Consider the following 14,581-nt stretch of genomic DNA (forward strand, 5'->3'; position numbering starts at 1 on the left):
AAATGGAGGATTTACGAAGCTTTGACGATATCGTTGAGCAGTTACAAGAGAAATATAATAAAATAGGTCAAAAGACAGATGACCACCTACAAGGCTTGCTTCACAGTAAGCCAATTACATATTGGGACTATATACAAACTGATGCCTTACTAAATCTTCAAATTCAGCGTACGACGCTTCCAGATGAGATGGTATTTATTGCCTATCATCAAATAAATGAACTTATTTTTAAGATGATTTTATGGGAAATTCAACAAGTCGCAGAAGCAGAAGAACTCAATGTCGCTTATTTTGAAGATAAAATTATGCGCGTAAGTCGTTATTTTGATATGCTGACGACGTCTTTTAATATCATGAGAGAGGGTATGGCAGTTGAGCAGTATATGAAATTTCGCTATACACTGACTCCTGCTAGCGGATTTCAAAGCGCACAATATAGAATGATAGAATTTGCCTCTACAGAGCTCATCAATCTTATAGATTACAGGTTTAGAAAAACAATAGATAGAGAGACACCTTTCGAGCATGCTTTTGAACATTTATATTGGCAAGCCGCAGGAAAAGATTATAAGACAGGTGAAAAATCAACACTCTTAGTTAATTTTGAAAAACGATATAAAGGAGACTTTATTCGCTTTATGCAAACCTATAACACAAAGAATTTATGGTCTAGATTTAAAGAACTTCCTATAGAAGATCAAAAAGGCGAAAGTATAATTAAAGCAATGAGGCATTTTGATCATACAGTTAACATTACATGGGTAATGGCACATTACAATACTGCACGTCACTACATAGAAAGTGGAACAGGTGATGGTGAAGCCACAGGTGGAAGTGATTGGAAAAAATATATGCATCCAAAATATCAGAAACGTATATTTTTTCCAGAACTTTGGAGTGAAGAAGAATTAAAAAATTGGGGAGAAAATATTTAACAGACTACATAATGCAATCAAAACAATTATTAATAGCACTTATATTATGCGTTTGTGTTTTTTCGTGTAAACAAGAAGAAAAACCAAAAGTAGAGCCAGTAGAAGTAATCATAGAACCAGAACCAATTACAGAATTTGGTTTTATTCTTAAAGATTTCATCGTTAAGCGAGATACCATTAAAAGTGGTGATAGTTTTGGAGAAATCTTAGAGCGCAATCACATTGGATATCCTAGAATTTTTAATATTGCTGAAAACGCAAAAGATAGTTTTGATATTAGAAGACTTCAAGTTGGGAAACCATATACCTTATTGTGCACAAATGACTCTCTACAAACACCTGAGTGTTTTATTTATCAACCCAATAATATTGATTATGTTGTTATTAAGTTTACAGATTCAATAGAAACTTATAAAGGTAAAAAACCCATAACTTTAGTAGAAAGAATCGCGTCTGGTATTGTAATGAATAACTTATCTGAAACCATGGAGTCTCAAGGTTTACCATATCAATTAATTAATGATATGAGTGATATCTATGCTTGGACAATTGATTTCTTCAGACTTCAAAAAGGTGACCGTTTTAAAATTGTGTACAAGCAACGCTTTATTCAAGACTCTATTTATGCAGGAATCGAAAGTATCGATGCTGCTTATTTTCAACATAAAGATGAGCATTTTTATGCCTTTAATTTTGAGGTGGATAGCACAAAAAATATATCAGATTATTTTGATGAAAACACAAAGAGTTTAAGGCGAACATTCTTAAAAGCGCCTGTACAGTTTAGTAGAATATCATCTCGTTATAATTTAAACCGTCGTATTAAATATTATGGTTATAGACTAAGGCCTCACAAAGGCACTGATTTTGCTGCACCTATTGGAACTCCCATTTTAGCGACAGCTAACGGAACTGTTACGGAGTCTACAAGACGCGGAGCAAACGGGAAATACGTAAAAATCAAACACAACGGCACTTATAGCACGCAATATCTACACATGCAAAAGCAAAATGTAAAAAAAGGTGCTTTTGTCAAACAGGGAGATGTGATTGGATATGTTGGTATGACAGGAAATACGGGCGGACCACATGTGTGCTATCGATTTTGGAAGAATGGAAAACAAGTAGATCCATTTAGAGAAAAATTACCAGCTGCAGAGTCTATTCCAGATGCACTAAAAGCAAAATATACAGAGTTTATTAAGCCTCTAAAACTACAACTTGATAATATTCAATTTGAAGACCATATAACAGATATTGCTTCGCAAGGAAAAACAATTACTAGTAAAATTTAATAATGGCATTAAAAACAATCAACCCTACAACAACCAAAGCTTGGAGCAAATTACAAGCCCACTTTGAAACGATAGAACATAAACATATCAAAGATTTGTTTGCGCAACATAGTAATAGGGTCAATGATATGACAATTAAATGGGATGATTTTTATGTCGATTATTCAAAACATAGACTATCTAAAGAAACACTTGATTTGTTAATAGAATTGGCAAATGAAGTCGAACTTAAAGATGCTATGGCTAAGTATTTTAGCGGAGATGTTATCAATAAAACAGAAGGTCGTGAAGTCTTACATACTGCATTGAGAAATCCTGAAAGTGCAGAGGTTCTTGTTGATGGAGAAAATGTAATGCCAGAAATTTTCAAAGTCAAACGTAAAATCAAAGACTTCTCTAACAAGGTGATTGGAGGGGTTTTGAAGTCGTACACAAACAAAGCTTTTACAGATGTCGTGAATATTGGGATTGGTGGATCAGATCTAGGTCCAGCAATGGTTGTAGATTCTTTGGCTTTTTATAAGAATCGCTTAAAAACTCATTTTGTAAGTAATGTAGATGGAGATCATGTTAACGAGGTCATTAAAAACTTAAACCCAGAAACAACACTCTTTGTGATTGTTTCAAAAACATTTACCACACAAGAAACCTTGTCTAATGCCAATACGCTTAGAGAGTGGTTTTTAAAACACGCACCTCAAGAAGCAGTTTCTAAACATTTTGTAGCGGTTTCTACTAATATTGAGAAGGTTAAAGCCTTTGGAATTGATGAAAATAATATTTTCCCAATGTGGAACTGGGTTGGAGGACGATTCTCGTTATGGAGTGCCGTAGGTCTTTCTATCAGTTTAGCAGTAGGTTTTGATAATTTTGACAGCCTTCTTTTAGGAGCGCATAAAATGGATGAACATTTTAAAACCGAAGATTTTGATAAAAATATCCCTGTAATTACTGCGCTAATAAGTGTTTGGTATAATAATTTTTTCAATGCCGAAAGTGAAGCAGTCATTCCATATTCGCAATATTTAAATCAATTTGCGACCTACCTTCAACAAGGGATAATGGAAAGTAATGGAAAAAGTATCGATAGAAATGGTGATAAGATTAATTATCAAACAGGAACTATCATTTGGGGAGAACCAGGTACAAATTCACAACATGCCTTTTTTCAATTAATTCATCAAGGAACAAAATTAATTCCTGCAGAATTTATTGGATTCGTAAAATCATTACACGGTAATCAAGATCACCAAGATAAATTGATGTCAAACTTTTTTGCGCAAACAGAAGCATTGATGAATGGCAAGTCTGAAAAAACAGTTATAGATGAGTTGAAGACGCAAGGCGCTTCCGAAGAAAAAATTAAAGACTTGACACCTTTTAAGGTGTTCGATGGGAATAAACCAACAACAACATTTTTAATAGAAAAGTTAACACCAGAAAGTTTAGGGAAGCTAATTGCCATGTATGAACACAAGATATTTGTTCAAGGTGTTATCTGGAATATTTTTAGCTATGACCAATTTGGTGTCGAGTTAGGAAAGCAACTCGCTAATACAATTTTAAAGGAGCTTCAAGACGTAAATGTTATTAACAATCACGACGATTCTACGCAAAACCTTATTAAATACTACCAAAACTCGCATAGGTAGTGTTAAAGACTTAGTTCGTATTTAATATTCTAATTTCAAATTTTAAGAAAATTTTAAGTAATTTTACATGTTAATAAATGTTAACGTTATGGTAATATAGTATTGTCTAAACAGATGTATTTTTGCCGAAAATTAAAACTCTTTAATAAAATTGAAACAATGAAGAAATTTTCAAAATGTTTATTGGTGTTTGTAGTCCTTTTGTGCACTACGCTTGCCTTTTCTCAAAGCACAATAACGGGTAAGATCTTAGGATCTGATTTTAACGAGCCTTTACCGGGAGCCAACGTTGTTGAAAAAGGAACATCAAACGGTACAACAACTAATTTTGATGGAAACTTTACCTTCAAAACAAATGCGTCTTCAGGAGAACTAGTTATTACTTTTGTAGGTTACTCATCTAAAACGATCTCTTTTTCTGGAGATCAAGATTTAGGAACTATTAGTTTAGCATCTAGTGACATTGGCTTGCAGGAAATTCAAATTATTGCATCTGTTGCAGTAGATAGAAAAACGCCTGTTGCTGTATCTACAATTAGAGCTGCAGAAATTGAGTTAAAATTAGGGACACAAGAATTTCCTGAGATTTTGAAATCTACTCCTGGTGTATATGCTACAAAGCAAGGTGGTGGTTTTGGTGATGGTAGAATTAACCTTCGTGGATTTAGTTCTGAAAATGTTGCAGTAATGATTAACGGTGTACCAGTAAACGACATGGAAAATGGTCGTGTATTTTGGTCTAACTGGGCTGGTTTAGGTGATGTAACAAGTTCTATGCAAGTGCAAAGAGGGCTTGGAGCTGCTAAAGTAGCTGTGCCCTCAATTGGTGGTACAATTAATATTCTTTCTAAAACGACTGATGTTGAAGCTGGTGGTAATTTGTACACAACGATCGCAAATGATGGTTATAAGAAATTTGGTCTAACCTATTCGACAGGATTAATGGAAAATGGGTTTGCTGCAACAGTATCTGCTGCGAAGATTGATGGTAATGGTTATGTAGACGGTACAGAATTTACTGCAGTGAATTATTTTGTAAACATTTCTAAGCAAATCAATGAAAATCATAAAATAGCTTTAACTGCTTTTGGTGCAAAACAAACGCACGGTCAAAGACAAAATCGTCATACCATTGAAACGTTTAGAGATAGTGAAAGAGGTATAAAATTTAACTCAGATTGGGGTTATAAAGATGGCCAAGTCACAAACTCAGAAGATAATTTTTATCATAAACCACAGATTTCTTTAAATCACTATTGGACAATCAGTGATAAAACGAACCTATCCACAGCTGCTTATGCCTCATTTGGTTCTGGTGGTGGTGGTGGAACTGCCGGCGATAACTCTAAGTTCTTTTTAGAGAACGATGATTATAGAGTTGGTGTTTTAGGAACTATCGATTTTGATAAGATAGTTGATGAAAATGTGGCTGCTGGTGTAAGTGGTTCTGAATCCATTTTAAGAGCGTCTCGTAATGATCACAAATGGTATGGTATTTTATCTACGTTAAAAACAGACATTACAGATGAGTTAGTGCTTTTGGCTGGTTTAGATTATAGATATTACAGAGGTTTACACTTTCAAGAAGTTACAGATCTTTTAGGAGGTCAGTATCATTCAGATGATAATGACGTTAATAATCCAAACAGACAAACACAGGTTGGTGATAAAATAGGATATAATAACGATGGTCTTGTAAACTGGCTTGGTGGATTTACGCAATTAGAGTATTCTAAAGATAAGCTGTCAGCTTTCGTAGCACTTAATGCATCTAATACATCTTATAAGCGTATTGATTATTTTAACTACTTAGACACAGATCCTTTACAAGAAACTGACGCCTCTAACTTTTTTGGTTATGGAGCAAAAGGTGGAGCAAATTTTAATATCGATGATAATCATAATGTGTTTGCTAACTTAGGTTATTTTGAAAGAGCACCATTTTTTAGAGCTGTTTATCCCAACTTTAACAATGATGACGTTAATGATGGTCAAGAAAATGAAAAAATTACAAGTTTTGAATTGGGTTACGGTTTTAGAGGTGAAAAACTATCTGCAAATGTCAATGTATATCATACAACTTGGAATGATAGAACGGAGTTCGCAGGCTTCCAACGTCAAGATGGAACGTTAGCATTCGCAAATATTTTAGGTGTAAATGCTTTACATCAAGGTCTTGAGATTGATTTTGTATATAGAGCGACAGATGCTCTTAAATTGACAGGTATGGCATCTTTAGGTGACTGGACTTGGAAAAATAATATCGAGGGTGTAGAGATTAGAGATGAAGAACAAAACGTTATTGAGACTGTAGATATTATTATTAAAGATCTACATGTAGGTGATGCCGCTCAAACAACGTTTGCTTTAGGAGCAAATTATAATTTAGGAGCAAACACTATAGTCACATTAGATTATAATTATTTTGCAGATTTATATGCAGATTTTGATCCTAGTGATAGAGGAACTGCTGGTCCTGATGCATGGAAAGTTCCTGCATATGGTATTTTTGATACAGCTGTAAGACATAATTTTAAATTTGGTGAATTTGATGCAATTCTTACAGGTAGAATAAACAATATCTTAAATACAACACATATTACAGATGCTTTAGATGGTTCTGGAAGAGGTAATGTTGGTGATGCTGATTATATTGCACCGTCATCTGCAAGATCTGCAAGAGTATTTTACGGTTTTGGAAGAACATTTAGTGTTGGAATGAAACTTAATTTTTAAAAAAAAAGAAAAATGAAAAAAGTAATTTATTTATTCGCTTTAGTGGCCGCAATCTTTACAGGTTGTAACCCATTAGAAGATATCAATGCAGAAATTGACGCCCTTCCTGATGAACCAAATATTGGTGCATTTGAATACACACTTATCGATGCAGATTATGATCGTTTTGATTTAAGCTTTGGAAACTTTGGATCTGAGCAACAAGCAAAAGATTCTATCCCATTTTTATTAAACGATTTGTATCCTCTATATGGTGAAGGTTCGTCTGTCTTAGTTAACTATGACCTTTTTGTAGGTCAAGCTGAAGGCTTAGGTGATTACACTGGAGCAACAACATATCAATTAACTAATGATGACTATGCTACAACAGGAAGTGATGCTTTTGGGTTTTATCCAGATGTAAATGCTACTAATGAAATTCCTGATATTTTGGCGGCACAAATAGCGGATCCAGTTGACGGGCAATTAGTGCTTGCGACTTACAAGCAATACTTTGAAAATCCCGTAGTAGGTTTAGCAAATGTATATCAAGCAGCATTTCCTGGTGACTATGATAATTTTGAGTTAATCTCAGTATCTGGACCAGACGAATTAGGATGGACCGTAGGTGCTGCAAATGTTCAGGGTTCTGCTTTTGATGGTTCTGCAAATGCATTGGAAGAATGGTTAATTTCTCCGGAAATTGATTTATCAGGAGAGTCTGATCTTTTATTTCAAATTACACAAGAAATAGATTTCTTAGGAGATGATGCTTTAATTGACATTTTAATCTCTACAGATTATAATGGTGGTGGAACTGTAGCTGATGTTACAGCTGCTAACTGGGATGCAATTGATTTTGATAAAACTGCATTTGAGGAATTAACTTCATTAGAAAATATTGACTTTTCAGCTTATGACGGACTTCAAGTTTATGTTGGTCTGAAATATAGCTCAACAGATAATGATTCTCCAAGATGGAGAGTACAAGATTTCGCTGTACAAAAAGTAGGTATCGCGGGCGATACAAATTCTAAAGGAGAGTATTTTGTTTATGATGGTGGTTCTTGGGAAGAAGTAGATGATGCTTATTATTTAAGTAACTCTGATTATGACTCAATGGGAGAGTCTAGTGGTCAACCAGGCGCTTTTAATAACTTTGGGAGTTCTACACCTGCAGATAATTACTTACCAACATTCTTAAGTCTTAAGTACCCATTTGCACAAGAGGAAGATCAACTATTTGTTATTTACAAATACTTCTCAAGTAGTAGTGGGGCAGGAATTAGAGGTGATTTTTATACCTTTATGAATGGTTCTTGGACTGCGAGTGAATCTGTGATTTCTACATCATTACAATTTGGTTTCTCTGATGGTGAATGGGTTCCAGATAACACGGTGAGGTATATGATTACAGCTGGAGATTTTGATTATATAACAGCTAACTACGGGGCAACAGACGGTTTTGTTGATGCAGTATCAAGCATGTCTAACTTTGGTAATTTTGATAGAAGACCATCAAATGCAGCTTACTGGAGTAATGATATGATACTAACTGTTTTTGCAGATCTTTTAGATAATGTTATTGCTACTGGAGCTGCAGACGAGCAAAAGTATGTGATGTCTGTCGATATCTATGACGGTAGTAACGCTGTTGAAGATTTCCGCTTAATAAAACTAGCTGGTGAATGGATTTACAATCTAGATTAGTAATTCATAAACTTTAAGTTATAAAAAAATGCCTATCGATATTCGATAGGCATTTTTTGTATTTCCTATTTTTTAGAAGATTAAAGTTATGTATTATTTGAAGATGTCAATAGGAAGAAGCCGAGGTTCTTCAGTTAGGGACTAAATTTATAATAAGTAATAATTTTGGTGATTTTTTTATTTGAAATGAAGAGAATGAGAATTAAAGCGAACTTTATTATGGTGTTCAGAATCAATAAATAGTACAATTTGTTTTCGCTAACTGTTAACTGCTTATTCTTTCCATTCCACAGTTTCCATAATGTGCTTTATATCGTTTTTAAGATAGGCTGCGGCTGGTAATATAGAATCGTAGTTAGGTTTTGCGTAGAAGTATAAGGAGCCCGTTAAAAAATGATTAATACTATCTGTTACATAGAATTGAGATTGTGATGCTGCATTACCACCAACTTCGTAAAACATTCCAAATACATTGTGCTTAAGGTTTTCATAAAGAACGCTTTCAATAGCATCTGCTTTCATGGTGTGCTTTTGAGTTAGAGCTTGGGCATCTCTAAGTAAAGACGTTAAATTAGTGTCATTAACAGTCTTGTATGTAAGATAGATAGTTCCTTTCATATTTGGGTAGTTAATATTAACGCCAGAGATGTTGTTGACACCATCTAATTTTATAGTTGAGATCTTGTCTGCAAGTTCATTCTTTTCGAAAGTAAACGGTAATCTTACATCTATTTTAGAATATTTAGGGGTGTCATATTCTAATCGTAACATCGCCTTTGGTTTGGGTAATGGGTCGTTTCCACACGAAAAACAAGCAACAGCGAGAAAAGGTAGAACTAGTTTTTTAATGCTCATAATGGCGAGATTATTTTAATCTAAAATGGTAAACTTAATTTGTTTAATACGCTTCTTGTCTATAGTTTCTACAGTGAAAACATAATTTTTAAAATTTATTTTACTGTCACGTCTTGGGAAAATTCCAGAAATTTCTAAAACAAACCCAGCAATTGTCTCAGCTTCACCTTTTTTTTCTTCAAAATCGGTCTCGTCGTTAAGCTTTATAATTTTATAAAAATCTTTTAATGTCGTTTTACCTTCAAAAGAATAGTTATTGTTATCAATTTTAGTGTAGACGATATCGTCATCATCAAATTCATCACTAATATCACCTACAATCTCCTCAATAACATCCTCTAGCGACACTACTCCAGATGTTCCACCATATTCATCTACGACAACAGCAAGATGCACTTTCTTCTCTTGAAACTCCAACATAAGGTCATCTAATTTTTTGTTCTCTGGCACAAAGAACGGGTCACGCAGTAATGTTGTCCAGTCAAATTCTTCTCTGTCAATATAAGGGAGTAAATCTTTAACGTATAAAATACCAGTGACTGAGTCAATACTATCTTTATAGACTGGTATTCTCGAATAACCATTTTTAATAACCTCTGTTATGATGTCTGTATATTTTGAATCTTCATTAAGTGCAAAAATATCCATCCTAGGACGCATAACTTGTTTAGTATCTGTGTTTCCAAAAGACACAATTCCTTTTAAAATTTTATGTTCTTCATCTGTAGTGTCACTATCACCTGTTAACTCAAGCGCTTGTGATAACTGATCAACACTAAGGTTTGATTTTTGTTTTCCTAATTTGTTGTGTATGCCTAAAGTTACTTGGCGCATTGGTAAGCTCACAGGAGAAAAAATCACATCTAAAACTTTTAAAGGAATGGTCATAAAAACCGAAAATTTAACACGATTTCTACTCGCATATATCTTAGGTACAATCTCACCAAAAAGTAAAATTAAAAAGGTGATGACCACGACATTTAAAAAGAAAATAAGGTCTATTTCAAAAAAATAGAAATCAATTACAACAACAATATCTTTAAAGAGGATATCACTAATTGATGCAAATAAAAGTACAATAGCAATATTTATAAAGTTATTGGCAACAAGAATCGTTGCTAATAATTTTTTTGGTCGCTCAAGAAGTTTAGAAATTATATTAAATGTTTTAGAGTCCTCTTCAAGACCTAAGTCAATATCAGACTTACTTAAAGAGAAAAAAGCGACTTCCACGCCACTTACAAGTGCAGAACAAAAGAGTAAAATAAAAAGCACAATAAGCCCAAAAACGAAAGACACGTTTCCATTGAGCATAGTAATAATTAAACTTGTGGGTTCAGGGTCCAATGTGAATAATTTAAGTTTATTTTAATTAAAACGGAAGATCATCAGTGTCTTCAGTTGGTGTTTCTACTACAGGATTACTAGCTGGTTTTTGAGTAGCTTGTTGAGGATTTGGAGTTGGCGCAGGTCCGCTTTGACTATCATTTTTTGTAGATAAAAAAGTGAAATCTGTACACTGTATCTCTGTAGAGTAACGATCCATCCCTTTATCATCCTGCCATTTTCTAGTTTTAAGACGACCTTCTATATAAACCTTGTCGCCTTTAGACAAGTATTTTTCACAAATCTCAGCAGCTTTATTTCGCACCACAATATTATGCCACTCTGTATTAGTAACACGCTCGTTAGTTTGCTTATTTGTATACGTTTCATTAGTAGCCAATGGAAAACGACCAACGCAGTTGCCACCATCAAAATAATGCATCTTTACTTCATCTCCTAAATGCCCAATAAGCATCACTTTATTTAATGTTCCCGACATAATTATGTTTGTTTAAGACTACAAAATTAAACATTTTGAAATCAAAATAGATTGATTAATAAAAGTATGAAAAAAATATAAATTATTAGAAACCAAAGGCATCTATAAAATTGCTTATTAAAACAGGTGTGGGATAGTTTTTTACTTCGGAAATTGGAATCCCTTCCGTCTCAAGTCGTTTAACTTCAATAATCCAAAACTTGGCATATAAATGTTGATGTGATAACTTGTGTACAATAGGTTTAGGGTTAAATACACTAAATGAATAGTCTAGAGTTTTAAAGTAGTCCAGAACTGAAGGATGGCTTTTAAATGATTTAAGAGGGATCTCAGTCTCACTTTCAATCAATGGGAATTGATATAGGTTTTGCCAAATGCCTTTTGAAGTGCGCTGCTCGAAAACTGTTTTTTTATCTTCGGAAATAAACACCAAAAAATTAAACTGCTTTTTAGTGACTTTTATCTTTTTGATTTTAACGGGTAGTTTTCCTACTATTCCTTTTTGTAAAGCCACACAACTATCCTTTAGAGGGCAAACAATACAATACGGGTTTTTGGGTTTGCATTGAGTAGCACCAAACTCCATAACAGCTTGATTATAATCGCCTGGATTTTTAGTGTCTAATAATTGGGTAGCCAGTAGTTTAAATTCTTTTATGCCAGCAGTACTATTAATAGGAGTGGGAATTCCAAAATATCTAGAGAGTACACGATACACATTACCATCAACAACAGCATGAGCTTCATCAAAAGATATGGATGAAATAGCACTTGCAGTATAGTCGCCAACACCTTTGAGTTTTAGCATTTCTTGATAGGAAGTTGGGAACTCACCATTAAGTTCATTAGAAATATATTTCGCAGAGGCATGAAGGTTTCTAGCTCTAGAATAATATCCTAAGCCTTGCCACAGTTTTAAAACGTCCTGCTCATCAGCGTTTGCTAAATGAAAAACGGAAGGATAATTAGACACAAAAGTCTCGTAATATGGTAAACCCTGTTTTATTTGGGTTTGCTGCATAATTATTTCTGATAACCAAATGTGATAAGGGTTTTTAGTCTGCCTCCATGGCAGATCTCGTTTATTAACTGAATACCAGTGAGTTAAAATTTTATTAAAATCCATATAAATGAAAAAATATTTACAAAAATAAATCTTTAGTGGGTTAAATTTTAATTAATTACGCATGAAATATTGAAATTAAATTACCTATATTTGCATCCCTTATAATTAATAGATAACCCTAAAATTAATAACAATGACAAAAGCTGATATAGTAGCTAAAATTTCTGATAAATTAGGAATTGAAAAAGGAGACGTACAAGCTACAGTTGAAACATTTATGGAAGAAGTTAAGTCTTCTTTAGAAGGTGGAGATAATGTATACTTAAGAGGTTTTGGAAGTTTTATCGTAAAGACAAGAGCTGAAAAAACTGGACGTAACATTTCAAAGAATACAACAATCAAAATACCTGCACATAATATTCCTGCATTTAAACCTGCAAAAGTATTTGTTGAGGGTGTCAAGACAAACGTTGAAGTAAATTAAAACATACGTATCGAAAAGGTTTCGGTATTAAAACAAATATTAATTTAAAAAATACTTATTTATGCCTAGTGGTAAAAAAAGGAAAAGACATAAGGTGGCTACGCACAAGCGTAAGAAGCGTAGACGCGCTAATCGTCACAAGAAAAAATAAATTGAAAAAGTAGTTTTTAACTACTTTTTCATTGTTTTAACAACTAACGTTCTTTGATATAAAATTCATGGGTTTATTGCGTTTAATATACGTAATACATGAATTTACTGGATTAAATATCCTGTGTCAAAATAAAAATCCATCTGTTTTGAAATGAATCAAAATAGATTAAAATTAACAACATGGAAAAAGAATTGATTATTAGATCGAGTTCTGATATTGTTGATTTTGCCTTATTAAAAGATGGAAAACTTATCGAGTTACACAAAGATGAAGATGATAACAATTTTGCTGTTGGTGATATATTTATCGCTAAAGTACGCAAAGCTGTTCCTGGTCTAAATGCTGCATTTGTTAATGTAGGTTATGAGAAAGATGCTTTTTTGCATTATCATGATTTAGGACCAAAATTGCCTTCTCTTTCAAAATTCGTTAAACGTGTAAGCGCAGGTAGACATACCGATTTTTTGCTGAAAAATTTTCAGTTTGAGCAAGATATAGATAAAAACGGAAGCATAGCTAATGTTTTAAAGTCTAATCAATCTCTATTAGTACAAATTGTAAAAGAACCAATTTCAACCAAAGGACCTCGCATTAGTAGCGAGTTGTCAATTGCTGGTCGTTATATTGTCTTGGTACCATTTTCTGATCGGATTTCAATTTCTCAAAAGATTGACTCTAAAGAAGAAAAAGAACGTTTAAAACGTTTGGTCAAGAGTATTACGCCTAAAGGTTTTGGTGTTATAATTCGTACGGTCGCAGAAGGCAAAAAAGTTGCCGAACTCGAGAAAGATTTACAGAATTTGCTGGAACGATGGACAGCAATGTGTAGAAAATTAAATAAAGCACATCATCCTAGTAAGGTGTTGAGTGAAATGAACAAAGCGTCTTCAATTTTAAGAGATATCTTTGACGACTCCTTCTCAAGTATTACAGTAGATGATGAGTTGCTTTATGGACAGATTAAAGATTATGTGCAAGAAATTGCACCCGCTAAAGAGTCAATAGTTAAGTTGTATAAAAATGGCGTCCCGCTTTACGAAAAGTATGGTATTGAACGTCAAATAAAAACATCTTTTGGTCGTACAGTTTCTATGTCAAGAGGTGCTTATTTGGTAATTGAACATACCGAAGCGATGCATGTTGTTGATGTTAATAGTGGAAACAGATCTAACAAAGAAAAAAATCAAGAGGACACTGCTTTAGAAGTCAATATGATTTCTGCTTCAGAAATTGCTCGTCAGTTACGTTTACGTGATATGGGAGGAATTATTGTAGTAGATTTTATTGATATGGGAAAAGCAGAGAATCGAAAAAAATTGTACAATCATCTTCGCGACGAAATGAATGATGATAAGGCAAAGCATAAAATTTTGCCGCCTAGTAAGTTTGGTTTAATACAAATTACCAGACAACGTGTTCGCCCAGAACGCAATATTAAAACAAAAGAAGAGAATCCAAATGGTATTGCAGGTGAGGAAATTGAAGCACCAATTAAAGTGATTCAAAGCATTACTCAAGACCTAGAGAGACTCTTTAAAAAAGACTATAAAAAGATTACGCTTAATGCACATCCATTTATAGCAGCCTTTATAACCAAAGGGTTTCCATCAGTACGTTCTAAGTGGTTTTTAGAACATAAAAAATGGGTAAAAGTTTTACCTAGAGATGCTTACACATATCTTGAATACCATTTTATTGATAAAGATGGTAAGGAAATCAAATAATATCTAAAACCCCTTAGCTCTTTGAGTTAAGGGGTTTTTCTTTTTAAAATGGTTCGTGCTTTTTGCTTCTGAAATGTGCTACTCGTAAAGAGTTTTAATTTTATTTTATAGTTTGAGGATGCCTTTGTTGGTGTTTTTCACCAACAATTACTTATTAAATAATAGT

The 14,581-nt window shown here is 33.5% G+C and carries 11 protein-coding genes; 7 read left to right on the forward strand and 4 right to left on the reverse strand.

Going from position 1 to position 14,581, the window contains the following annotated elements; genetic code table 11:
- The first annotated feature begins 2 nt into the window (after window positions 1–2).
- The 5 genes from H593_RS0101545 to H593_RS0101565 all read left to right on the forward strand — a co-directional run bounded on the left by H593_RS0101545 (window position 3) and on the right by H593_RS0101565 (window position 8,307).
- On the forward strand, window positions 3–935 hold the full coding sequence (locus H593_RS0101545) for a tryptophan 2,3-dioxygenase family protein (protein ID WP_028870796.1): 933 nt from the start codon (window positions 3–5) through the stop codon (window positions 933–935).
- Window positions 936–946: 11 nt separating this feature from the next.
- A complete protein-coding gene (locus H593_RS18310; RefSeq protein ID WP_037051216.1) occupies window positions 947–2,230 on the forward strand; it encodes a M23 family metallopeptidase in 1,284 nt (427 codons plus the stop codon).
- A gap of 2 nt (window positions 2,231–2,232) precedes the next feature.
- On the forward strand, window positions 2,233–3,882 hold the full coding sequence (gene pgi / locus H593_RS0101555) for a glucose-6-phosphate isomerase (RefSeq protein WP_028870797.1): 1,650 nt from the start codon (window positions 2,233–2,235) through the stop codon (window positions 3,880–3,882).
- Window positions 3,883–4,041: 159 nt separating this feature from the next.
- Complete coding sequence (locus H593_RS0101560; protein WP_028870798.1) at window positions 4,042–6,618, forward strand: TonB-dependent receptor; 2,577 nt, start codon at window positions 4,042–4,044, stop codon at window positions 6,616–6,618.
- A 12-nt stretch (window positions 6,619–6,630) separates the two neighbouring features.
- The gene (locus tag H593_RS0101565) at window positions 6,631–8,307 is read left to right on the forward strand and encodes a choice-of-anchor J domain-containing protein (RefSeq protein WP_028870799.1); all 1,677 of its coding nucleotides are present in this window, start codon (window positions 6,631–6,633) and stop codon (window positions 8,305–8,307) included.
- Between the two features lie 273 nt (window positions 8,308–8,580).
- Here H593_RS0101565 and gldD read toward each other — a convergent pair whose 3' ends face one another.
- The 4 genes from gldD to mutY form a co-directional block, all read right to left on the reverse strand.
- Window positions 8,581–9,162 carry a gliding motility lipoprotein GldD gene (gldD, locus tag H593_RS0101570; protein ID WP_037051159.1) on the reverse strand — a complete coding sequence of 194 codons (582 nt, stop codon included), beginning with the start codon at window positions 9,160–9,162 and terminating at the stop codon, window positions 8,581–8,583.
- A 15-nt stretch (window positions 9,163–9,177) separates the two neighbouring features.
- Entirely contained in the window at window positions 9,178–10,509 is a 1,332-nt protein-coding gene (gene gldE, locus H593_RS0101575) for a gliding motility-associated protein GldE (RefSeq protein ID WP_028870801.1), read from the reverse strand.
- A 25-nt stretch (window positions 10,510–10,534) separates the two neighbouring features.
- Window positions 10,535–10,987, reverse strand: a complete 453-nt coding sequence (locus tag H593_RS0101580; RefSeq protein ID WP_028870802.1) for a single-stranded DNA-binding protein — start codon at window positions 10,985–10,987, stop codon at window positions 10,535–10,537.
- 85 nt (window positions 10,988–11,072) lie between these two features.
- Entirely contained in the window at window positions 11,073–12,113 is a 1,041-nt protein-coding gene (mutY, locus tag H593_RS0101585) for an A/G-specific adenine glycosylase (protein ID WP_028870803.1), read from the reverse strand.
- A 133-nt stretch (window positions 12,114–12,246) separates the two neighbouring features.
- On the opposite strand from mutY, the gene H593_RS0101590 reads away from it, so the two are divergent.
- Window positions 12,247–12,537 carry an HU family DNA-binding protein gene (locus H593_RS0101590; protein ID WP_028870804.1) on the forward strand — a complete coding sequence of 97 codons (291 nt, stop codon included), beginning with the start codon at window positions 12,247–12,249 and terminating at the stop codon, window positions 12,535–12,537.
- A 333-nt stretch (window positions 12,538–12,870) separates the two neighbouring features.
- Window positions 12,871–14,415: an Rne/Rng family ribonuclease gene (locus tag H593_RS0101595; protein ID WP_028870805.1), complete on the forward strand. Its 1,545-nt coding sequence runs from the start codon at window positions 12,871–12,873 to the stop codon at window positions 14,413–14,415.
- Window positions 14,416–14,581 lie beyond the last annotated feature (166 nt).

This window comes from Psychroserpens burtonensis DSM 12212, from assembly GCF_000425305.1.
Classification (GTDB): Bacteria; Bacteroidota; Bacteroidia; order Flavobacteriales; family Flavobacteriaceae; genus Psychroserpens; species Psychroserpens burtonensis.